Source organism: Austwickia chelonae (assembly GCF_003391095.1).
Classification (GTDB): Bacteria; Actinomycetota; Actinomycetes; order Actinomycetales; family Dermatophilaceae; genus Austwickia; species Austwickia chelonae_A.
Map to the genome: position 1 here is coordinate 2044692 of NZ_CP031447.1, position 23024 is coordinate 2067715.

Consider the following 23024-nt stretch of genomic DNA (forward strand, 5'->3'; position numbering starts at 1 on the left):
GGGCCCTGTGCGCGAGGACCGCATGCTCTGGAGCGAATCAGCAGGTCTTCGGGCTGGGGATCACTTGACGGACGGTACCTTCCCGGGGCTCCCCAGTGGTTCGTCACCGCCGTCATCACCCTCACCGCTGCGCGCCAGCTCCGGATTCTCACCGGATTCCCTGGCACCCGAGAAGTGGGTGCGACTGATTCTTCGCGAATCTATCACGGGCTCGAACAGGCTGGTTCCTTCGGTTGGCCGTGTTATTCCTCGTCTGCTGCGCAGTGATGACGGGTCGGGTCCTGGGCGATGGACCGGCCAGCGGTGTATCCGTCGAGATAGCCTCGTGCGCGTTCCACGAAGGGCACCTCGCGTAGCAAAGCCCAGAAGGCTGGTCCGTGATCAGCTTCGAGGAGATGTGCGAGTTCGTGCAGGAGCACGTAGTCGATGACGTAGTCGGGCATCCCCACCAGGGTTCGACTCAGCCGGATACTTCCTCGGGAAGGCGTTGCCGATCCCCAGCGAGTGTGCTGGTTGTCCACCCAGCGCACCGAAGCGGGAACGGCTCGTCCTCCCAGGTAACGAGCTGACAGTGCGTGGGCTCGCGCGCGCAGGGCTTCGTCGCTGCTGCTGGGGCCCCGTCGCTGCCGGGCGGCCAGTCGGATCCGCATCGTGGCGACCCATTCGGATTCCTGTTGGGTGGTGAAGACGTCCGGGATCAGGACGACCAGTCGGCCGGCTTCCACCCGTGCGGAGACGGTCCGTCGGCGGCGTGCAGAGCGGCGCACGTCCACCGGCAGCTGTGCCCAGGGATCGGTCATGTCCCGAGCATAGGGAACCCGGAAGGTCGCGTCTCATCGCTCGTGGAGGTCACGAGTCCGGTACGGGCGCAGCCTTCCTCCTCGGCCCTGTGGACAACTCCTCGGCATGCGCCTGGGCTGGTCGCAGACTGTGTGGCGTGATGGCCGGTGGCGTGGAAGGACTCTCTGAAATGAGAAATTTGGTAGCAGGACGGAATGTCCAGGCTTGTACCGCCGACACGAGGAATTCCCTGCTGGTTCGTCCGGGAGACATCGGTGCGGACAGCGAGAGAGCACGGATCCTCTTCGACGGGGAGGGGGAGATCGCTCATCAGCTGGCCGGACTTCTCCGACGTGAACTCGCCGAAGACGTCATGATCGGTCGCTGCGCGGCGGACGAGCTCGATCTGGAGCTGCGAGGCGGCGAGTTCCGGAGAGTGCCGGGTTTGGTCGTCCTGTTTTCCCCGGTGGCGGCATCGTCGATCCGCGCCGGGCTCTGGCGCAACGCGAGGGTGCCGCATCTGCCGGTCGTGTACGACACCAATCGGGTGACCGTAGGGCCGGTCGTCGTCCCCGGTGCGCCTTGTCTGCGTTGTCTGGATCTACATCGGTGCGACAAGGATCCGTCGTGGCCTTTGTTCCTCGCTCGCCTCGATCACGGCATCCCTTCGCCGCAGGTGGAGCCGACCGCATGCGCTCTCGGGGCCGGGCTGGCCGCCTTGATGATCCGTAACCTGTGGTTGGAGGAACGTCATCTCCCCGGAGTCAGCTTGGAAGTCGCTTTACCGGAACCAACGGTGATCCAACGTCGTTGGTCTTTTCATGCACGATGCGACTGTGTGCAGAGCTGACCGACAATAGTGTCGTGAGCGAGCTCCCCCGACGGGCGATGGCCCGCACCGCCAAGCTCGCCGGGCTGCCGCTCAGCCTGGCAGGTCGCGCAGCCATGGGCGGTGTCAAGAGGCTCGGCGGGAGACCTGCCGAGGAGATCGCGCTGGAGCTTCAGCAACGCACTGCGGAGCACGTCTTCCAGGTATTGGGTGAGCTCAAGGGCGGGGCGATGAAGGTGGGGCAGGCGTTGTCCGTCCTGGAACCGGCTCTTCCTGAGGAGCTCGTCGGGCCGTACCGGGCGGCTTTCACCCGGTTACAGGAGGGCGCCCCTCCGATGCCGCCGTCTTCTGTGCATCGCATCTTGGTCCGGGAGTTCGGTGAGGACTGGCGGGACCTGTTCGCCGAGTTCGAGGATCGTCCTCGGGCAGCAGCTTCCATCGGGCAGGTGCATCATGCCCGGTTGGCCGAGGGCACCGAGGTCGCGGTGAAGGTGCAGTATCCCGGCGCAGGCGCTGCGCTTCTGGGTGATTTTCGCCGGTTGGGGCGGTTGACGAAGATGACCACCGGTTGGATCCCCGGGTTGGATCTGGGGCCGCTGCTGGCCGAGTTCGAGGACCGGCTGGCCGAGGAGCTCGACTACTCCTTGGAGGCCGAACGACAGCGTGTCTTCGCCGAGGTCTTCGACCAGGACGAGTCGGTGTTCGCGCCACGGGTCCATCTTCAGCAGGGCACCGTTCTGGTCAGCGACTGGGTCGAGGGGCGTCCGCTCGCCGAGATCATCGCGCAGGGCACCCCGCAGGAAAGAGACCACGCCGCGGATCGTTATCTGGAGTTCTTGTTCTCCGGGCCGCAACTGGCTCGGCTGCTCCATGCCGACCCTCACCCGGGGAACTTCCGGATCCTTCCGGACGGACGTCTGGGGGTGCTGGATTTCGGCGCGGTGGGGGCACTCCCCGGCGGTATGCCGCTGGCGATGGGGCGCGCTTTGCGTTCCGCCCTGGAAGGGGATGCAGCGGGGGTTCTTCGGGTACTGTCCGAGGAAGGTTTCGTCCAGGACGGCGCTGAGGTGGACGCCGGCCAGTTGCTGAACTATCTGGCACCGTTCACCGAGCCGATCGCGGTGGAAAGCTTCACGTTCACCCGGGAGTGGATGTCTGGGCAAGCTGAGCGGTTGCGGGACCCCCGGGAGAAGGACTTCGGGTTAGGTCTTCGCTTGAATCTGCCGCCCGAGTACCTGTTGATCCACCGGGTGTGGGCCGGTGGCCTGGGAGTGCTCTGCCAGCTGGGCGGGACGGTACAAGCGGCGGAGATCGCCTACAGCTGGCTGCCCGGCCTGGACCCGGACTGGTCCTCCAGGGTCGCGGAGGACGACTCTGCAGAGGGGGATCCTCGGGGCGGATGACTCACCCGAGGGTGCCACGAACTTCTCTGCACGATATATGGGTCGGGGGCGACAGATCATGTCTGTCGCCCCCGACCCATATCGGCCTTCCGTCAGCGGAGGCCGACCACGTCCCGCAGGATCGTGGCGTTATACGCATAGCTCATGTTGTCTTCTTCCTGGCCATCGCGCTTCTTGGTCATCTCGTTACGAGTGACGGCCAAGCGCAGCCGGTCGAGAGTCAACAGGGCACCGTTCGGCTTCATGAATTTTCCCCCTCCATGGGCATCACATGTGCTTGAGATACGGATATGAAACCCGCTTACCCAGGGATTAACTTTACCTTCACAGTAAAGAGATGGCAAATTAGCAGGTCAAAATCCTTGACGTCAAGGGAATTGAGAGCAATAATTCGCCCCTCTTGGACGACCGTCCTTTTTACTGAAAAGAGCACAAGGCCTGCGAGTTCACCGAAAAATCGCCTGAAGAAGAACCGACCAGAAGCCGGACAAATGGTTCACTCAGGCAGCAATCTCGGCCTTGCGCGGACGCCCCCGTGGCCGTTTGCGTGCCACCACCTTTCCGTGGAGCACCAATTCACCACCCCAGACACCCCAGGGCTCAGCACGATCCAGAGCACCTTGTAAGCACTCCACCCGCAACGGACAACCCTGGCACTGGACCTTGGCCGTCTCGACCTCAGACGGATTCTCGGCGAACCACAATTCGCCATGACCCTCCTGGCAGGGCAAAACCATGGAAGGCGGAAAACAACTGCTAACAACACTCATCAGTACGAACTTCCTGATAGCAAAGGAACGCGCCCTACGGCCGCAACGCCGACGAAAAAAGCCGCAGGACCCGTCAGGGTTCCGCGGCCAGTAAGGTGCCTGATCCGATGCTCAGATCATGGCGCCCCATGCAGGCGGACCACTGACGGAAGACAGAGAGGTGGGAGTGAGTAGACGATCACCGGAACGCGCCACGACGAAGGCATCAGCAGGCGCGGCCACCGCGAGGGAAACACCGGAGCCATCTCCGGGAACGCCCAGGGGGGCATCGGGAAAAGCCAGTTTTGTCATCAGCTTGATCATCGTCGCCACCTCCTGTCGGTCTCGCGCGGGCACACCAGGCATGAAGAACATTCGCTCAACAGCCAGGTCAAGAGTAAGAACTCCGCCCCCCGAGCGCAATCATTTTTTGACCTGCGTGTTCAACGGATTCAGTTGACGTCTGGACGCTTCTCGCTCGACTCCGTGCCGACCAGGGCCACCGCCTTGCCCACATCTCCGCCGGCGACCACGGTCAAGACCGCCAAACCGTAACGCGTCACCTTCCGTGCGCCCACCCCCGGCACCCGCCCCAATGTCGCCAGATCGTGCGGCTCCCGCTCTGCGATCACCGTCAATGTCGCATCGGTGAAAACCACGAAAGTCGGAACCCGGTCACGCTCGGCCACTACCGATCGCCACTGTTCCAAACGCTCGAAGATCTCCGGGTCGTAGGAGGGCGGGCACTGACCGCAACGCCCCATCTTCCGTTCTGCCGCCGAGTCCAAAGAAGCCCCGCACACCCGACATCTCGACAGCAACGGAGGTTTCCGTGGCCGATCCTTCTCGGACGCGACCCCACCTGCCGGACGCCCACCCGCACCCGGCGTACTCTGCGAACCGACCAGTGGAGACACATCGGCCAAGAAACGGGAAGGACGACGGTTCTGCCGTCCCCCCGACGCCCGCGCACCGGCCCACGACAGACGAAGTTCCCTGCGGGCCCGCGTCAACCCCACGTACATGAGACGACGTTCTTCCTCCACCGCATCCGGGCCCTCAGCCATCATGATCGGCATATATCCGTCGCTGCAGCCCGCAAGAAAGACCACGTCCCACTCCAGCCCCTTCGCCGCATGCAAGGACGCCAAGGTCACCCCCTGCATCGACGGAGGATGCTCAGCTGCGCTCCGCTCGTCCAGCTCCCCCACCAGGTCACGCAGTCGCGCCCGCGGCGACAGGGTCACCAAGTCGTCAGCGACCTGCACGAGCGCGGTCAAGGACTCCCAGCGCTCACGGACAGCGCCACCTCCCGCAGGGGGCTGCGGGCTCCACCCCGCTCCGGCAAGCACATCACGCACCAGCTCAGGCAGCGGACAAGTTCCGTCGTCGGACACCGCGGCGCCCCGCAGTAGAACCAGAGCCCGTTTGACCTCGTCCCGACGGAAGAAACGTTCGCCACCTTTCACCAGATAAGGCACCTCTGCCGCCGAAAGCGCCTGTTCGAAGACCACCGACTGGGCATTGGTCCGGAAGAGGATCGCCATCTCCCCCGCCTGGACTCCAGCAGCGATCCGCGAACGGATCTGCGACACCACCCCGGCCGCTTCGCTCTCCTCGTCGGAGTAAGCGGTCAGTACCGGAGGCGGCCCCGAAGCGCCCTGAGCCTCCAAGCGCAAGGGAGCAGCCACGCCCTCGGCACGAGCCCGCTCCCCCCACACCGCATTGGCCAAGGCGACGATCTGCGGGGACGACCGGTAGTTACGGACCAGTCGCACCAAGGAAGCCTGCGGACGACGCCGGGTGAACTCCAACAGATGACGTGGGTCGGCCCCGGTGAAGCTGTAAATCGTCTGATTGGGGTCACCGACCACACAGAGATCCTCGCGCTCCCCCACCCACAGGTCGAGAAGGCGTTGCTGTACGGCGTTGACGTCCTGGTACTCGTCGACCACGAAGTGTCGGTACTGCCCGCGCACCTCACGCGCAATATCCGGGCGATCGGCGAGAATGCCACACAGGATGAGCAGGACGTCCTCGAAATCGATGACCCCACGCCCGGTCTTCACCATCTCGTAGGCGTCCAGCAAACGGGCGACGGTGGTCAGATCCACCCCGGCCGGATCGCGGTGCGACTTGCGGGCCACCGCGGCATAGGTCTCAGCCGTCACCCCCGAGACCTTCGCCCACTCGACCTCCGCCGACAGATCCCGGACCGCTGCCCGATCCGCCTGGATCCCCAGATGCTGACAGGCCTCGGAGACCGCCCCGGCCTTCTGCGGCAGCAATTGCGGAGGTGGCCCCCCGATGGCCTTCGGCCAGAAGTAGGCCAGCTGACGTAGCGCCGCCGCGTGGAAGGTCCGCGCCTGCACGCCACCCACACCGAGGGAGCGCAACCGGGTCCGCATCTCCCCCGCGGCCCGCGCGGTGAAAGTCACCGCCAGAACCCGGCCCGGCACATAAGCTCCGGCATGGACGCCGTAGGCGATCCGATGGGTGATCGCCCGCGTCTTGCCGGTGCCCGCACCCGCCAGGACGCACATCGACCCCAACGGCTGCGAAGCCACTTCCCGCTGTTGCGGGTCCAAGTTCGCCAGCACCGCATCGGCATCCGCTACAGGTCTCATCCCTGGCATCCTCCCAGGAAGAGCCCGTCATCGCGCAAAATATTTCAATCCAGATCTCGCCAAGAGCATCCTCGGCAGCCTGCCCGGCACGTCTCGTCGAGGCCACGCGTACCTGTCCACGCGGGGGCGAGTCCCTCAGGTCGTACCGGCCAGACCACCGGCGAGGGAACCTGGAGCATCACTCGCTGTGTTTTCACGTAGTTCTCCCAGCTACCTTCTAACCAGCGGTGTTTAAATGCGTCCGTGGGAGCATTAACACTTATTATGGAAGCATATGGCGCATCTTTTGCCACGGTGGCCGTTGTGGTCTCAGCCATCGCCGCTACCGCCTTTTTAGGCCTTTACGCTCTAAATCAGAAACGGCGCGGCCGCACGTGGGGCAAGGCGGTCCCCGCCCTACTCGTCGGTACAGCCGTGATCGTCGGAATCGTCAGCAGTGGGGCGCGGGTTCTGCAGCAACTGACCGGGCTCCAGCGGCAGGAGGGCAAGGTCCTCACACTGGACGAGAACACCAACCATTTCCCCCGGCAGACCGAAGTCAACATGGCTGCCTTCGACCGCCTCATCGACCGGGTGGGCGAAAGCCGCCTGAAAGAGATGAAGACGCAGTTCGCCGACGCCGACATGATGGCCCGCCACCAGCTGCGCGTCAAGCACGGTTACACCTCGTCGGACATGCTCGCTTACTACGCCTGGCGGATGAAGGGACAGGACGCGAAGGGCAATGTCTACTACCGCGCCGTGATGGAACTCGACCAGCGCGCCATCGAGGCCGCCGAGAAAGCTGGAAAAGCAGATCCGAATAACCCGATGCACGGCGCGATCGCCCTGGTGAAAGGCAATATCGCCGTCAGCGGATTGGTCAACGACTCCGGCAGTTGGGCGCTGGCCGACTCCACCGCGGCCTCCGATGCCGACGTCGTCCAACGCCTCCGCGACGGCGGGGCCATCATCGCCGGGCGGGCGAACCTGTCGGAGTTCGCGAACTACCTCACCTTCGGCGGCCCCAACGGCTTTACCGGCAGATCAGGTCAGACACTGAGCCCGCAAGGACCGTTGACCGTCGACCCGTTGGGTTCGTCGACAGGCTCGGCCACCGCCATCGCACTGGACTACGCCGACTTCACCGTCGGCACCGAGACCTCCGGCTCCGTCCTCGCACCCGCCGGAGCCGCCGGGGTGGTGGGCCTCAAGTCATCGCATGACGGCTGCTCGATCTCCGGGATCGTTCCCATCGACGACCGCATCGACTCCGTCGGTTTCCTGGGCCGCAGCACCCGCGACGTGCAGCTCGCCCACGGTATCGCGTGCCATCCCGCGAAGGAGTCGGGCGCCGCGACGCCCACCATTGCTCCCGCGCCCACCAAGATCATGGTGCTCGGAGAGGTCCCTCAGTCACTGAAGGATCTCGCCAAGAAGGGAAATATCAACATCGTCGAGGCACCGGAGAAGATCTCCGAACTAGTTTCGAAAGTGGATGAAACGAACGCGGAAACCATTTTGAAAGCCGGGTTCGGTCCCTCGCTGGAAAAGCATTTTCGGAGCTCTACAGGGAAAGCGAAAAAAGCGGCTGATGTCGCAAAGTATTACGAGGACAACCCCGAGACCGCTCCCTACGGTTACATCATGCTGCGCAATGCCGTCGAAATCGACGACGAAGGGCGCGCCGCCGGTCAGAAGGAGCTGGACCAGGCGAAGCAGGCCATGGCCAAGGTCGATGCCGAACTGCGCGCAGCCAAGGTCGACGCGCTCGTGACCTCGACGACCGACCTGGCCGCCTTCTCATTGGCCGGCGCACCACGGATCTCGGTGCCGCTGGAGAAGAAGACCGATCCTGTCGGCAAGGAATCGCCGGAAGTCGCTTTCCAGGTCACCGCTGCCAGGCAGGACGCACTGCCCCAGGTCATCGCCATCGCAGCAGCACTCAAGCCCGCGAAGTAGCCGCGATCGACGACACCCCAGCGACGCTCTGGAGTAGACGACCCTGCCGAACCACTTCGTCGTCACCAGAGATGCCCCGTCGACGGCCCTCCCTCCGCGCCCGACCTCACCCTCGAGGTCGGGCGCGGAACCGTCTTCCGCCTGAACGTCATCGATGCCGGCTCCTGGCCTGGCACGGCAACCGTCCTTCCCTGCCCTTTGGGTTCGCCGATATTTTTACGGCACACTCGGCTGACACCGATCGCCCGTTTGAGGAGAGTCCATGACCAAGGGGCACCTGCCTACCCCCGGGGCCGTCACCGTCTATGCCACCGGTTGGTGTCCCTTCTGCACCAGACTGCGCCGGAACCTGGACGACCTCGGCGTGGACTACGACCTCATCGACATCGACACCGATACCCAGGCAGCCGCTTTCGTCGAGCACGTCAATGGCGGCAACCGGACGGTACCCACGGTGCTCTTCGCCGACGGCGGAACCCTGACCAACCCGATCGCCGAAGCCGTTCAGGCCCGCGCCACCCGCTGAGCCGCAAGGGCCGGGTCGCGCACCTGCGCCCGGCGCTGCGGAACACGACCTCGGCGACGCGCCGTCGTACCGTGTCTGTCGTGACCTCCGAAGCGCTCGTCCTCGCCGCCATGGCCAGTGCCGCCATGCCCGGGTTGCGTCCCGTCAAAGCCGAGGCCGTCCTCGGTCGGGTCGGAGAGCGTTTCCAGGTGGCCTTCGTCGAGGACGTCGAACATCGGCGCTGGGTGATCAGGCTTCCCGTGGACGCGGTCGCTGCCGCCCAGCAGGACGCCTCGGTAGCTCTCCTGGGGATGCTGGCGCGCAGGCTGCCCTTCGCCGTACCTGCGCCGAAGGGCTTCGCCGAACTGGACGACGGACGACGCGCGATGGTGTATCCGATGATCAGCGGACAGCCGTTGTCCTTCTACTCCCTGCCGCCGGGGCGCGGGCTGGCCGCCGAACTGGGCCGGGCCATGGCTTCCTTGCACAATGTGGACCGCGGGCTCTTCGACGAGGCCTCCGTCCCGGTGTACGACGCAGAGGACTGCCGACGACGTCATTTCGCGACCCTCGACCGGGCTGCCCAGACCGGTCGAGTGCCATCAGGACTGCTCTCACGCTGGGAGAACTTCCTGGACACCATCAACCTGTGGCGGTTCGCTCCCACACCGGTGCACGGACGCCTGGACGGCTCACGCATCCTGGCCTCCTTCTCCAGCGCGGAGGACGCCACCAGCGGACGCATCCGGGCAGTGGTCGGCTGGGAAGACGCCCGGATCGGTGACCCGGCAGAGGATTTCGCCTCCCTGGTGGCTTCGGCGGCGCCGGATTCCATCGAAACGGCCTTCGATGCCTACACGATGAGCCGGATCGAGCACCCGGACGCCCACCTGGAACAACGCGCGCGTCTACTCGCAGAACTGCGCCTGGTGGAGGACCTCCTCGCGGCGGTGAACCTCAAGGACCGCCGCGAGATCGCCGCCACGATGCTGGCCCTGCAACGGCTGGACGAAGAAGTCGGGGAGCCGGGCACTCCTCTGGAGCCGCTGCGTACCGGCAGCCCCTCGGATTCCACAGCAGACACGGAAGCCCCCGACGAACAGCCGGGCCCCGCCGAATCCACCGACCAGATATCGGCGCAGATGGCGCACGCAGACCCGGGAATCCCGCCGAGGAGACCTGAACGCCCGGCCCGGCCCCCGCGGGTGTCCACGCCGGACCGGATCTACCGCAGGGATGAGGTCGGCGGCGCCGGTATGAACTCCTGGATGAGCGACGTTCGGATGGTGGACTCCGGAGAGACCATATATCGAGCATCCTCGGGGAATTCGACCGCCGCAGAAAACACCTCCGACGCCACCGACCCGAGTGGGCCCAAAGCCCCCCACACCGAACCCCTACCGCTCGACGAGAACGCTCTCGACACCACACCTATCGCCTACCCGACGTCCCCCTCGACCCACCAAGACGACGTACCCGCCGCCCCCACCGCCGCACCCCCGACTGAAGAACTCCCGCTCCGTGCCGGTACCGCCGCCACCCCCGCAGAGCCCGCCACCCCCGCAGAGCCCGCCTCGCCCGGAGAACACCAGACCATCGCCGACTCCCTACGAGGCCTCGGACGGCGCCTCTTCGGCAACCGCTGAACCCGCCCCTCAGCCACCCGCCCGACTCAGGACCGTCGGTCACCCCGCACGATCCGCGCCAGTTCCGCAGGTCCCGGCAAAGGCGGGAAAACCGTCTCCCCCGACGAGACGTAGTAGAAGGCACCCCGTACCGACTCCAGTTCCAGCCCCCGCAGCCGCGCATAAGCCAAGCGATACACCGCCAATTGCACCGCAGCAGCTCGTGCCCGATGACCCGTCGGCCGATGCCCCGTCTTCCAATCGACCACCACCGCACCGGTGCGTGAATCTACCGGCCCGACACCGGTCTCCGGGAAAACCGCATCGATCCGCCCGCGCACCGCCACACCCTCGATATAGGTCTCCACCGCCAATTCGATCTCCGAAGGAACCCGCCCCGCCCACTCGCTGGCCAAGAACCGTTCCTTCGCCTCACCGATGTCCACCACGTCCTCGTCGGCATCGACCCCCGGCCAGATCTCCTCGACGTCGACCATCGCCGGATGCCGGAAGAACTCCTCCACCCAGGCATGGAAAGCCGTCCCTGCCCGCGCCTGCGTCGCCGGCGGCATCGGCATCGGACGCCGCAATCGAGCCGTGAACTCCTCCTCGTCCACGAACCAGGAGACCAAGGAGGATGTCGACACATGATCAGGAAGAACCACCGACGCCGGTAACGCGGACGACGCGATCCGCTCCCGACGTTCCCGCACCACCGCCAACAGCTCAGCGTCCGCCGACACCCCCGCAGCGGCTGAAGCCGCCACCTCTGCCTCCACCACAGCCACCGCTTCACGCGGATGTACCGGCAAGGCCGCCGTCTGCTCCCGCCAGACCGTCACCCCCGGCTCCACCAAGACACGACGTCGCGCCAACAGATCCACCGGCCAGACGACCTCCTCGACACGCCCACTCCCCGGACGTGCCACTTCCTCCCCCGGATCCGGCGCCGGCATCTGCGCCCAAGGCCCGACCCGGATCTGCTCACCGTCAGCCCCCGAGACGACAGTTTCACTCTCGAACGGTTCCACCCCACCCACCAACTCCAGCAGAAAACGCGAAGTCACCCGCGGTGACACACCCTGCGTCCACACCGAAGCACTGGCCAAGACCAGATGACGTGCCCGGGTGAACGCCACATAGGCCAACCGCCGCTCCTCCTCGACCACCCGCTCCCCACCCGCCACGAAGAAATCCTCGACCGCATCCTTCAACACCGTCAGGTCCTCCGCCTCCCGCCAACGGAGAACAGGCAATCCTTCAGCGTCTCCCCGCAACTCGTACGGAAGACGCTCCACCCCCACGCACCAGCCCTTGTCCCGCACCTCAGGCAGTCGCCAGCCACCCTCCCGCCACGTCGGTGCCGACGCCGACGTACTGGGAAAAGCGCCCTCGACCAGACCCGGCACCGCGACGACATCCCACTCCAGCCCCTTGGCCGCATGCACGGTCAACACCTGCACCGCCGCGTGCGACACCTCCGCCACCGGCATGTCCAAGCCTCGCTCCTCATCCACCGCGATCTCCAACCAGGCCAGAAAAGCCCCCAACGTCGGATGCTCCGTCGCCGACTGGAAAGAGGCCGCCGCATCAGTGAAAGCGTCCAGATGGATCCGCGCACTCTCCACCGGACGATCCGGACGGGACAACACCTCCACATCGACCCGGAGCAGACGAGCCGCTTCCATGACCGTCTCCGCCAAGCCAGCCCCCGTCATCGCCCGCAGCCGAGCGATCACCTCCGCCAGCTGCGCCACCCGCAACCGAGCCACATCACCGACGGTCTCCCCCTGCGGACCGACCCACCCCGACGGAGGGGGCACCGACAAGGCCTCGACCAACCCCGGACGGTCCTCCGACCCGGCATCGCCGAGCCGGACCGGACCGGATGCCGACGCCTCCGCCCCCGATGTCCCCGGCTCGGAAACACCACGCGCCTGCCCACCCGAAACCGTCTCCCCGGACACGGCGGCCGATCGGCGCTTCTCCTGATGCCACAGCTGCCGGGACCAAGCAGCCAAACCGTCCAGATCCGCCGCCCCCAAACGGAAAGCAGGCCCGGTCAACAGCCTCATCAACCGGTCGCCCCGACCCGGATCGGCCACCACCGACAACACCGCCACGACATCCATCACCTCAGGCATCGACAGCAGACCCCCCAGGCCCACCACCTCCACCGGAAGCCCCCGAGCCCGCAAGGCTTCGACCACCGAAACGAACTGCGCCCGGCGACGACACAGCACCGCAGCGCTGACCCCCGAATGCACCCCCTCCACGTCGAACCAATACCCAGCGATCCGACCAGCCACATAAGCGGCCTCCTCGTCATCGGTGACGAACCTGGCCACCTCGACCTCACCAGAACCCGCACCAGGTGCCGCCACCAGACGACGCACCGGCACCGCAGACGCCTCGGTGAGCGGTGCCGCAGCACAGTTCGCCACCGCCAGGATCCGCTGAGCATTACGCCAGCTGACCGACAGATGGCGCACCGATGCGGCCCCCCCTGCCAGTACCGGGAACTGCTCAGGAAAATGCGCCAAAGTCGTAGCACTCGCACCACGCCACCCGTAGATCGACTGATGAGGATCCCCCACCGCCATCACCGGGACCGGTGCCCCCGCCGCCGACCTCACCTCCGCGAACAGCGCGCGCAACAGCACCATCTGTGCCTCACTGGTGTCCTGGAACTCGTCCAGGAGGACCACCCGGTACCGGGAACGTTCCTGCCGGGCCACCTCGGTGAAATCACGTGCCAACCGGGCGGCCAAGGCGACCTGGTCGGAGAAATCCAGACAGTCCCGCTCCCGCTTCGCCGCGGCATAGGCCGTGACCAGAGGCAGGAGCTGTCTGCGGGCTCCGACGACCTCCAGGAGGTCCCGCACCGGTTTCGGTGCTCCCCGGGCGCGGCTGCTCCCCAACGGAAGCGCGGTGATCCGCTCGACGAGGTCGGCGTAGAAGGCCTCGGTCTCCTCGACGGTGCGCAGATGCTCGGCGAGTTCCCCGGAAAGCAGGACCACAGCTTTGGTGACCGTCGACTCGGCCTGTGTGACCTCGTCCATCGGCCCGTCATAGGCGGTGACGACTTCGTGCGCGAGCTGCCAGGCCGCAGCCTCGGTCAGCAGCCGGGCGTCCGGCTCCACCCCCAGGCGCAGGCCGTGCTCCTCGACCACCCGTCCGGCATAGGCGTGATAGGTGGAGACCGTCGTCGCATTCTCGTCGGTGACGACAGCCGGGTCCTCTCCGTCGTCGGTGTCCTCGCCACCAGGCCGCCACAGACCGACCTCGTGCAGAGCGCGTAGCCGGGAGGAGATCCGGGCGGCGAGCTCCCCGGCAGCCTTACGGGTGAAGGTCAGTCCGAGCACTTCCTCCGGGGTCACCAGGTCGTTCGCGACCAGCCACACCACTCGGGCCGCCATGGTCTCGGTCTTGCCCGAGCCTGCCCCGGCGACGACCAGCATCGACTCCAACGGCGTCTCGATGACCTCACGCTGCTCAGGAGTCGGGCACGGCCTGCCCAGGGCCACCGCGATCTGATCGGCGCTGAACCGGGGTGTCATGTCAGATGGCCTCTCCGTCGCCGCTCACCGGGCAGCTCCCCCGCACCGGACACGACCGGCACCAGGTTCCCACGCAGGCACGATAGTGGGCAGCCGCCATGCCCTGCGCGCTCTCCTCCAGGAGTCGGTGCGCCCACGCCGGGTCCTCGTCCTCCTGCAACGGAGGCTGCTCCTGCAAGGCGGCCCGGGCTCCGCTCCCGATCTGGAGGAGCGCGGCACCCGCCGAACGGCTCGGTCCGTCGCTGCCCTGTGCCTCCAGCGCCTCGTCGAAGGCACCCTCCTCGACCAGCACCTGGTAGACCCCCAGCTGAGGAAGCCGTGGCAGATCGCCCTGACGTCTTTTCGTCGCCCCGGTCTTCAGATCGACGATGCGTAGACCGCCGTCCGGGGCACGCTCGATCCGATCGACCCGGCCACGGACCTCGGCCCGGCCCACGGTGATCCGACCGGCCAACTCGCACCCGGCGATATGCCAACCCGCTCTCTCGGCAGCAACCTGATATCCCGCCAGACGAGCGAGCATGTTCCGCGCCTGTACCCGTCGCCGTTCGCTGATCCACCCCGGAGGCAGCCCCAGCTCGGGCCACCGCCGGTCCAGCTCGTCCTGCATAGCCGCCGCATCGGTGTTGTCGGACTCCGCGGCGATGTCGTGTACGAGCGAACCCACCGCATCGGCGCCGCCGGTCCGCGGCCGTTCCCCACCGGCAGAGGTCAACAACCAGCGCAGCCCGCACTCACCGAAAGCCTCCACCCGAGAAGGCGAGACCTCCACAGTGGCCTCCGCCGGACGACGTTCCCGGTCGTCGCTGAGCTCGGTCAACGCCCACCACTGCGCCGGATCCGCACCCGGGAAACCTTCTGCAGCCAGCAGGATCAGCCGTCGGGCGACCGCCGCAGCATCTTCCGGGCCCGCCGCACAGGCCAACTCCCGGCGTAGCCGGGCCACCACCCCGGCCGGTGTGGTGCTCTCCTGCACGGCGGTGACCTGTCGCCCCCTCAGATCACCGGACGGAGCCGGGTCGACCAGATCCACGAAGCCAGAGGGCTGCTCCTCGTCATTGCTCACTGCGGTGACCAGCAGACGACGGCGCGCGCGGCTGACCGCGACGTGGAAGAGCCGTGTCTCGTCGTACCGGACGGCGGCCAGTGCTTGTCGGTGGCCTGTCGGACGCCCGGACAGGAGGTCGGAGAGTTGTTGGGATCCCAGGACGGATCCGCGCAGGCGCAGGTCGGGCCAGACCCCTTCCTGGACTCCGCAGATCGCGACGAGATCCCATTCCTGTCCGGCAGCCCCGGCCGGAGTGGTCAGGTGGACGGCGTCATCGCTGGGTGCCCGGTCGGTGAGCATGTCTCCGGCGACGTCCTGGCCGGTGATGTGGTCGAGGAAACCGTCCGGTCCTCGTCCGGGGAGCCGGTCCACATAGGTGGCGGCGGAGCCGAAGAGTGCGACCATGGCGTCGAGCTCCCGGTCTGCACGAGCACCGGCAGGGCCGCCGTCCAAAGCGATTGAACGCCAGGTGTCGGCCAGGTCGAGGCCCTGCCAGAGCGCCCAGAGAACGGTTTCTGCGGTGACCCCTGGTGCCCATCCGGAACGGCTGCGGATGGCGGCTTCTCTGCCGGCGGCGAGGGCACGGGCGAGGCGGCGGGCCTGCGCCCCGTCCGATCCGGTGGCATCGAGGGTTCCGTCGCCGAGGATTCCCCGGACGAGAGCTTCGTCAGTGGGTCGTCCACGCCCCGAGCTGATCTCCTGGGAACGCAGCGTGCGGCGCAGCCGTCTCAGGGCGACGGCGTCCATCCCGCACAGGGGAGAAGCCAGCAGATCGACGACCTGCTGGGGCCGGTATCCCTCGCTGCCTTGGACATCAGCCAGGCAGATCCGCAGCAATGTCAGCATCGCAGCGACCGGGGGTTCCTCCGCCAAAGGGATGTGCGCGCCGGGAACGACCACGGGGATCCGGGCGGAGGACAGGACACGGCGCAATGTCGCGGTCCGGGCCGAGCCGCGGACCAATACGGCCATCTGCGACCAGGGAACGCCGTCCAGCAGATGTGCGCGGCGAAGCTCTTCGGCGACGAGCCGGGCTTCCTGTGCAGCGGAATGAGCCAGCAGGACCTCGACTCGCCCGCTGCCTGCAGCAGGTGGAGAGCCGTCGGGCCGACGGTGCACGGTCCCGCCGACCGCTCCGATCCGGCCAGTGACCCGGTGCGTGACCGCGGCGAGTTCTGGGAACTGACGCCAACGACGACTCAAGACATATCGCGGGCCGTCCCCGACCAGGTCGAGGAACAGCCGTGGATCACCACCGCGGAAACCTTCGGTCCCCGCGTCGGGGTCACCGATCAGCAGCAGATCGACGCCGCGGCGGGCCAGGGCGGACAGCAGTCGCGCGCCGGGCGGGGTGAGCTCTTGGGCGTCGTCGACGATGACCGCTCGGAGGCCGGGCAGAAGGGTGTCGATCAGCATCGGGTCGTGGTCGAGGACGTCCACGGCGGTGGCGAGCAGCGCGGCCGGGTCGAAGGCGCCCGCCCTGGAGAGCGCGGTGACATGGTCGTATTCATCGGCGACCCGGGCGGCCGCGACCCACTCGGGTCGGTGGTGTCGGTGGCCCAGATCAGCCAGACCTGCGGGTCCGATGCCACCTTCGGCTGCGCGCATGAGCAGGTCGCGCAGCTCGGTGCGGAAGCCGCGGGTGGTCAGGGCCTCGGCGAGCTCGACAGGCCATCCCGGGTCGGAGCCGACGCCTTGGACATGCCCGGTGAGCAGTTCACGCAGGACGGCGTCCTGCTCCGGGCCGCTGAGCAGCCGGGGTGGCGGTTCTCCCTGAGCTACTGCTTCGGCGCGCAGAATGGCGAAGGCCAAGGAGGCGATCGTGCGTGCCGTCGGCGTGGTCGAAGTCAGTCCGGCAACGGCAGAGATACGTTCGCGGAGCTGCGTAGCTGCGATACGCGAGTGTGCCAGGACGAGGCACTGGTCGGCGGAGTGTCCTTCGGCGATCCGGGAGAGGACGGCGGCCTCGGCGGTGGTGGTCTTACCGGTGCCTGCTGCACCGAGAACGGCAGCGATCCCCCCTCGGTGCGCGGCGGCAGCCTGCTGGGAGGGGTCTGTTGCCGGCCGGGGGGCGGGACGCTCGGGGCGCGCAGGGCGCTGCAACTGGACCATGACTTGATTCCACCATCTGCGGGAGACACCCGTCGCCACGCTCGTCGGGGCCCTCCCAGCGCAGCGGCCCGATCGGACGCGCCCGCGAGAGCCTCCGACAGCCGTCAGTAGCCGGGCAGGCTGGGGTCGATCTCAGCTCGCCAGCGCAGGATTCCCCCTGCCAGGTGGGTGGCGCGGTGGTAGCCCGCTTCCCGGAGCAGCATGAGCGCTTCGGCGGAGCGTACCCCGGACCGGCAGTACACCAGGATCTCCCGGTCGAACGAGATCCCCGGAAGCTGCGCACCCTGGCGTAGCTCTCCCAAGGGGATCCAGAGTTCCTCCGTGTCGGGCAGCCGGACGATCTCCCGTTCTCCTGACTCACGGACGTCGACGACCAGGGGCGGATCGTCGCCGGCCAACCATCCGGCAGCCGCTGCGGGGTCGATCTCACCAGCAGAGGCGAGCCGCACATCACCTGCCCGTGGGTCGTCGTCCGGCCCGGTGAGGCACCCGTCGGGCAGATCGGTCAGGACGATCGGTGCCGCCTCGCCCGAACAGAGCACACACCGGGGATGGCGACGCACCGGCAGCGTGTCGATGGCAGCGCTCAGCGCGTCGTAGACGAGCATTCGACCGACCAGGGGTTCGCCGACACCGACGAGGATCTTGATGACCTCAACGGCTTGGAGAGTGCCGATCACCCCGGGAAGAACGCCGAGGACGCCGCCCTCCGCGCAGGAAGGCACCGCCCCTGGCGCTGGGGGCTCGGGGAAGACGCACCGGTAACAAGGTCCCCGGCCCGGCCACCACACGCTGACCTGCCCGTCGAAACGGGAGATTGCCCCCCAGACCAAGGGAATTCCGGTGAGTACAGAGGCATCCGCCAGGAGATAGCGAGTGGGGAAATTGTCGGTGGCATCGACCACGACGTCGTACCCGCGCAGGAGATCCTCGGCCGTCTCCGCCGTCAATCGGCCGGGATGGGTCTCCACCCGGACGTACGGGTTCAGCTCGATGATCCGGTCACGAGCCGAATCGACCTTCGGGCGACCGACGTCCGGGGTGCCGTGCAACACCTGACGTTGCAGATTGGACGGATCGACCCGGTCGTCGTCCACGACACCGAGAGTGCCCACCCCCGCAGCGGCGAGATAGGTCAGCACCGGGCTGCCCAGTCCCCCGGCGCCGACCACGAGCACACGGGCCTCGCGCAGCCGCAGTTGCCCGGGGGTGCCGACGCCCGGCAGGAGAAGATGACGCGCGTACCGTTCGCGTTCGGTGTCGTCCAGTCCGGCGGTCATCCCGGTCGCCGGACGGACGTCACCGGTCCTGACAGGATGTTCGTGGCCTGCGGCCGGGCCGGCCGACACGGCATCGCTGCTCGACGAGGTCTGCATGTCGTGAGGCTACCTGGCTAGGATGTTCGCCACCGTGAGTGACCGAGCCCACGAGGACCTGAGGAGCGGCTTGATGATCTACGACGAGGACGCACCCTTGCCACGTGGTGGTCGTCTGTCCCGTCAAGAACGGCGTGCCCAACTGTTGGAGGCCGCACAGGACGTCTTTGTCAGCTCGGGGTACCACGCTGCGGCGATGGACGAGATCGCCGAACGGGCAGGAGTGAGCAAACCTGTCCTCTACCAGCACTTCCCCGGGAAGATGGAGCTGTACCTGGCGCTGCTCGACGACGCCAACGACCAGCTCACCGACACCGTGCTGAGCGCCCTGGCCGAGGCACCCACGCTCGCCGAGCGGGTCGTCGCCACCATCGAAGCTTATTTCGAGTTCGTCGCCCGGGACCGCACCCCTTACCGGCTGGTCTTCGAATCCGACCTGGTCAACGACCCGTCCGTCCGGGAGCGTCTCGAATCGGTCGAATATGCGATCGCCGAAGCCGTCGCCCCGCTGATGCAGGTCAACACTGATTTCTCCGATGCCGAGGCCCGGCTGCTGGCCACGGCGATGGTGGGCATGGCTCAGCAATCAGCCCGACTGTGGCAGGAAGAGGGCCGGCAGATCCCCCGCGTCCACGCCGCCCGCCTGGTCGCGGCCTTGGCCTTCACCGGGGTGAAACGGTTGCCTCTCACGTCCGCCGAGGTGGACGACTTCTTCATCGAGCACTGAGCGACCTACCAAAGGAAAGGAAAGACACTGTGGAGATCCGCATCGGCGTCCAGCATTGCAGCCGTGAAGTGGCCTTCGAGAGCGATATGACCCCCGAGGAGGTTGAGGCCCAGGTGGTGAAGGCCACCGGGACCGGCGTGGCCCTGCGTCTGGTCGACACGAAGGGCGGCGTCGTGGTCGTTCCGGGGGCACACATCGGCTATGTCGAGATCGGCGCCCCGCGTAAAGCCGGCGTAGGTTTCGGGAAGATCTGAAGCAACGACCTTCCAGGGGCGTCACCTTGACGGTGGCGCCCCTGCGCTTGCCCGTAGAAGACGGGCCTTCAGATCGCCGTCCGCCGACGACGGACCCGGTAGTTCGGGGCGTTCCCCTGCCCCTGTCACAGGTGCCATGAGCAGGTTCAGTAGGGATTTCGGGAAGAGGGCTCTACCATGGAGGCACTGATGTGTGCCCGATCGGCCCGAAACATTTGCCCGCGCGGGGAGAGCGCGAGCCATCGCTGAAAACTTCCGATCGGCTCAGGTACGTCCGCCCATTCTCCCGATGTCGCCGCTCATATCCGATGGCGCGACACGACCCAGAGGTCTTTGCGGCGGACCCGATCGAGAGACGACATGAACACGAAAACCTCTGCTGAACTGCGCTCCGACGTCGAACACGACCTACCGACGATCGATGCGGACAGCGCACCGGAGATCACTCCGGACACCACCTTCGGCAGCTTCGGTATCCACCCGGAGATCGCCGAGGCCCTCGCCGAACACGGCATCGTCACTCCCTTCCCCATCCAGGCGATGACCCTTCCGGTGGCCCTCGGTGGTCACGACATCATCGGCCAGGCGAAGACCGGGACCGGTAAGACCCTCGGCTTCGGTGTCCCCCTGCTGAACAAGGTCATCGCTCCGCAGGATCCGGGCTATGCCGACCTGGACTACCCGAATCGGCCGCAAGCCCTGGTCGTCGTGCCCACCCGTGAGCTGGCCGTCCAGGTCGCCGCAGATCTCACCCGGGCCGGAAAGCGCCGCGGCATCCGCGTCGAATGCATCTACGGCGGCCGGGCCTTCGAACCTCAGATCAATGCGCTGACCCGCGGGGTCGAAGTAGTGGTCGGCACCCCGGGGCGCCTCATCGACCTGAACCAACAGCGGCACCTGAACCTGCACTCGATCCGCACGGTGGTCCTCGACGAAGCCGACGAGATGCTCGACCTGGGCTTCCTGCCCGATGTGGAACGCATCCTCGGTGAGACGCCCACCTCCCGCCAGACGATGCTCTTCTCCGCCACGATGCCCGGCGCGGTCGTAGCCCTGGCCCGCCGGTACATGACCCAGCCGACGCACATCCGAGCCATCGCCACCGGTGACGACAGCCACACGGTGCAGGCCATCGAACAGTTCGTCTACCGGGCGCATGCCATGGACAAGACGGAAATGCTCAGCCGGATCCTGCAGGCCAAGGGGCGTGGGCTGACCATCGTCTTCACCCGTACCAAACGGACCGCGGCCAAGGTCGCCGACGAACTCACCGACCGTGGGTTCGCAGCTGCTTCCTTGCACGGAGACCTCGGTCAAGGCGCCCGTGAGCAGGCGATGCGCGCCTTCCGTAAGGGCAAGGTCGACGTCCTGGTCGCCACCGACGTCGCCGCGCGCGGTATCGACGTCGAGAATGTCACCCACGTGGTGAACTACCAGTGCCCCGAGGACGAGAAGACGTATCTCCACCGGACGGGACGCACCGGACGCGCCGGGCAGACCGGCGTCGCGATCACCCTCGTCGACTGGGACGACTTCCCCCGGTGGAGCCTCATCAACAAAGCCTTGGACCTGGGGATCACCGAACCCATCGAGACGTACTCCAGCAGCGAACACCTCTACACCGACCTGGAGATCGACCCCTCCGCCACCGGTCGGCTGCCCAAAGCAGCCCGGGTGCGGGTCGGCCTGAACGCCGAAGAGTTGGAGGACCTGGGCGAGACCGGAGGCAAGTCCGGACGGCGCGGGCCCAGCCGTGGGCGTACCTCCGGCGGAAGCCGTCGCCGGAGCGGCGAGTCCTCCGGGAATGCGTCCTCCGCGACCGGTGAGGGGCAACCGTCACGTCCGGCGCGTCGGCGGCGGCGCACCCGCGGTGGCGGAGCCGCCGTGCCGAAGAGCGAGTGACAACGACCGCGAAGAACGAGCGGGGAGGCGGGCCGTCCGGAAAGACCGGACGGCCCGCCTCCCTGTCTCCACCGATGTCGTCCACGGACGCCGACGACGGCTTCGCCGAGAGGCAGCAACACCGACTGGTCAGGCGATCCGGACGAAACCAATCACTCCGTCGGCCATCATCTGCACGGCGATCGCCGAGCACAGCAAGCCTGCGATCCTGCTGACCAGGATCGTCCCTCCTTCGCGGAGCACCCGGTGGATGGCGCCGGCATAGCGCATCGACAGGTAGACCACTCCCATCGCAGCGGCCAACGCCAGGATGATCGCTCCGCGTTGTTCCGACGTACTCGCGTGCTGCATCGACACCATGATGGTGACGATGACCCCGGGCCCGGCGAAGAGCGGAACGGCCAAGGGGACGAGCGCGACATGGGTACGCCCGATCTCGGTGGGGTCAGTTTCCTTCCCCATCAGGAGTTCCAGCCCGATGATCAACAGCAGCAGGCCACCGGAGATCTGCAACGCAGGAACCGAGATCTTCAGGTAGTCGAGGATCTCCTTGCCGATGAGCGCGAAGGTCAGCAGCAAGCCGAAGGCGACTCCGGCGGCACGGGCGGCGACGGCGAGCCTTTCCTGGCGGGTGTAGGACTTCGTCAAGCTGATGAACACCGGCAGCGCACCGGGCGGGTCGAGGATGACCAGGAGGCTGATGAACACCGATCCGAAAACCGCGCCGTCGATGACGTTCATGGTCGGACCACCTCGATGGCGGTCTCCCGGTCCAGCAGCGCACGGAACTGCGCCGGGTCGGTGGTGCGATCGGCCAGCCGGTTGGTTTTACCGGTGCCGTGGTAGTCGCTGGACCCGGTGACGACGAGCCGGTGGCGGTCTGCCACGTCGAGGGCCTGCCGAGTCTGGGCGGCAGTGTGATCGAGGTGGTGGGCTTCGATCCCGACGAGTCCGGCATCTGCCAGATCGGCGATGACCTCCTCACCGATGACACGTCCGCGGCGGGCAGCGAAGGGGTGAGCGATGACGGGGATCCCGCCCGCGGCGAGGATCAATCGGACTCCGTCGGCCACGTCGGGCGAGTAGTGCGGACGGTAGTAGGGGGAACCGTCGTGCAGGTACCGGGTGAAGGCTTCCGCCCGGTCGACGACATGGCCACGAGCCACCAGGGCGTCGGCGATATGGGGTCGACCGACGGTGGCTCCGGGAGCGACCTGAGCGAGGACGTCCTCGTAGGTTATCTGGAGGTCCGTGGCGAGCGCTTCGGTGATGGTTTCGGCGCGTCGTTCACGGCTGGTGCGGGCCTGCGCCATCTCGGCCAGGAGCGTCTGGTCGGTGGGGTCGTGGAGGTAGCCGAGCAGGTGGACGGTGATATCGCCGTGGGAGCAGGTGAGTTCGATCCCTCGGACGAGAGTGATGCTGTGGCGGTGCGCGGCAGCTGCCGCTTCGGCCCATCCGCCAGTGGTGTCGTGGTCGGTGATGGCGAGGACGTCCAGCCCGCAGCTATGGGCTTGAGCGACGAGTTCGCTGGGAGTGTCGCTGCCGTCGCTGGCCTGGCTGTGGGCGTGGAGGTCGATGAGCACGAT

The 23024-nt window shown here is 66.8% G+C and carries 18 protein-coding genes and 1 riboswitch; of the genes, 8 read left to right on the forward strand and 10 right to left on the reverse strand.

All coding sequences use genetic code 11. The annotated features are described in order from the left end of the window. Positions 1–22: 22 nt before the first annotated feature. Positions 23–204, reverse strand: a riboswitch (cobalamin riboswitch). Positions 205–242: 38 nt separating this feature from the next. Next, a complete protein-coding gene (locus DX923_RS08970) occupies positions 243–800 on the reverse strand; it encodes a M48 metallopeptidase family protein (RefSeq protein WP_116114231.1) in 558 nt (185 codons plus the stop codon). A gap of 170 nt (positions 801–970) precedes the next feature. On the opposite strand from DX923_RS08970, the gene DX923_RS08975 reads away from it, so the two are divergent. Both DX923_RS08975 and DX923_RS08980 read left to right on the forward strand, forming a co-directional pair. After that, positions 971–1630 (forward strand): hypothetical protein, encoded by a 660-nt coding sequence (locus DX923_RS08975; protein WP_116114233.1) that lies wholly within the window; start codon positions 971–973, stop codon positions 1628–1630. A gap of 14 nt (positions 1631–1644) precedes the next feature. After that, positions 1645–3012, forward strand: a complete 1368-nt coding sequence (locus DX923_RS08980) for an ABC1 kinase family protein (protein WP_116114235.1) — start codon at positions 1645–1647, stop codon at positions 3010–3012. Positions 3013–3104: 92 nt separating this feature from the next. Here DX923_RS08980 and DX923_RS16190 read toward each other — a convergent pair whose 3' ends face one another. The 4 genes from DX923_RS16190 to DX923_RS08995 all read right to left on the reverse strand — a co-directional run bounded on the left by DX923_RS16190 (position 3105) and on the right by DX923_RS08995 (position 6388). Further along, positions 3105–3257, reverse strand: a complete 153-nt coding sequence (locus DX923_RS16190; protein WP_162872878.1) for a hypothetical protein — start codon at positions 3255–3257, stop codon at positions 3105–3107. Positions 3258–3512: 255 nt separating this feature from the next. After that, positions 3513–3782, reverse strand: a complete 270-nt coding sequence (locus tag DX923_RS08985) for a WhiB family transcriptional regulator (RefSeq protein ID WP_116114236.1) — start codon at positions 3780–3782, stop codon at positions 3513–3515. A gap of 111 nt (positions 3783–3893) precedes the next feature. Continuing rightward, positions 3894–4085 (reverse strand): hypothetical protein, encoded by a 192-nt coding sequence (locus DX923_RS08990; protein WP_162872879.1) that lies wholly within the window; start codon positions 4083–4085, stop codon positions 3894–3896. Positions 4086–4213: 128 nt separating this feature from the next. Continuing rightward, complete coding sequence (locus tag DX923_RS08995; RefSeq protein ID WP_116114240.1) at positions 4214–6388, reverse strand: ATP-dependent DNA helicase UvrD2; 2175 nt, start codon at positions 6386–6388, stop codon at positions 4214–4216. A 414-nt stretch (positions 6389–6802) separates the two neighbouring features. On the opposite strand from DX923_RS08995, the gene DX923_RS09000 reads away from it, so the two are divergent. The 3 genes from DX923_RS09000 to DX923_RS09010 all read left to right on the forward strand — a co-directional run bounded on the left by DX923_RS09000 (position 6803) and on the right by DX923_RS09010 (position 10480). Continuing rightward, positions 6803–8329 (forward strand): amidase family protein, encoded by a 1527-nt coding sequence (locus DX923_RS09000; protein ID WP_162872880.1) that lies wholly within the window; start codon positions 6803–6805, stop codon positions 8327–8329. 262 nt (positions 8330–8591) lie between these two features. After that, entirely contained in the window at positions 8592–8855 is a 264-nt protein-coding gene (locus DX923_RS09005; protein ID WP_116114244.1) for a mycoredoxin, read from the forward strand. Positions 8856–8935: 80 nt separating this feature from the next. Further along, the gene (locus DX923_RS09010; RefSeq protein WP_116114246.1) at positions 8936–10480 is read left to right on the forward strand and encodes a phosphotransferase; all 1545 of its coding nucleotides are present in this window, start codon (positions 8936–8938) and stop codon (positions 10478–10480) included. A 26-nt stretch (positions 10481–10506) separates the two neighbouring features. On the opposite strand, the gene DX923_RS09015 is transcribed toward DX923_RS09010, so the two are convergent. The 3 genes from DX923_RS09015 to moeB form a co-directional block, all read right to left on the reverse strand. Beyond that, positions 10507–14019, reverse strand: a complete 3513-nt coding sequence (locus tag DX923_RS09015; RefSeq protein ID WP_116114248.1) for an ATP-dependent DNA helicase — start codon at positions 14017–14019, stop codon at positions 10507–10509. A gap of 1 nt (position 14020) precedes the next feature. Continuing rightward, positions 14021–17179, reverse strand: coding sequence for an ATP-dependent helicase (locus DX923_RS09020; RefSeq protein ID WP_116114249.1), 3159 nt, complete (start codon positions 17177–17179; stop codon positions 14021–14023). Between the two features lie 104 nt (positions 17180–17283). Then, complete coding sequence (gene moeB / locus DX923_RS09025) at positions 17284–18555, reverse strand: molybdopterin-synthase adenylyltransferase MoeB (protein WP_240322579.1); 1272 nt, start codon at positions 18553–18555, stop codon at positions 17284–17286. Positions 18556–18589: 34 nt separating this feature from the next. Between moeB and DX923_RS09030 the strand changes: the two genes are divergently transcribed. The 3 genes from DX923_RS09030 (at position 18590) to DX923_RS09040 (ending at position 21438) form a co-directional block, all read left to right on the forward strand. Then, on the forward strand, positions 18590–19282 hold the full coding sequence (locus DX923_RS09030) for a TetR/AcrR family transcriptional regulator (RefSeq protein ID WP_346218081.1): 693 nt from the start codon (positions 18590–18592) through the stop codon (positions 19280–19282). Between the two features lie 29 nt (positions 19283–19311). Continuing rightward, the gene (locus tag DX923_RS09035; RefSeq protein WP_116114251.1) at positions 19312–19536 is read left to right on the forward strand and encodes a DUF3107 domain-containing protein; all 225 of its coding nucleotides are present in this window, start codon (positions 19312–19314) and stop codon (positions 19534–19536) included. A 360-nt stretch (positions 19537–19896) separates the two neighbouring features. Continuing rightward, a complete protein-coding gene (locus tag DX923_RS09040; protein ID WP_116114253.1) occupies positions 19897–21438 on the forward strand; it encodes a DEAD/DEAH box helicase in 1542 nt (513 codons plus the stop codon). A gap of 129 nt (positions 21439–21567) precedes the next feature. Here the strand turns inward: DX923_RS09040 and DX923_RS09045 are convergent, their stop codons facing one another. Together DX923_RS09045 and DX923_RS09050 are read right to left on the reverse strand one after the other, a co-directional pair. Then, positions 21568–22179: a MarC family protein gene (locus DX923_RS09045; RefSeq protein WP_116114255.1), complete on the reverse strand. Its 612-nt coding sequence runs from the start codon at positions 22177–22179 to the stop codon at positions 21568–21570. After that, entirely contained in the window at positions 22176–23021 is an 846-nt protein-coding gene (locus tag DX923_RS09050) for a PHP domain-containing protein (protein ID WP_116114257.1), read from the reverse strand. The genes DX923_RS09045 and DX923_RS09050 overlap by 4 nt, the downstream gene beginning before the upstream one ends. Positions 23022–23024 lie beyond the last annotated feature (3 nt).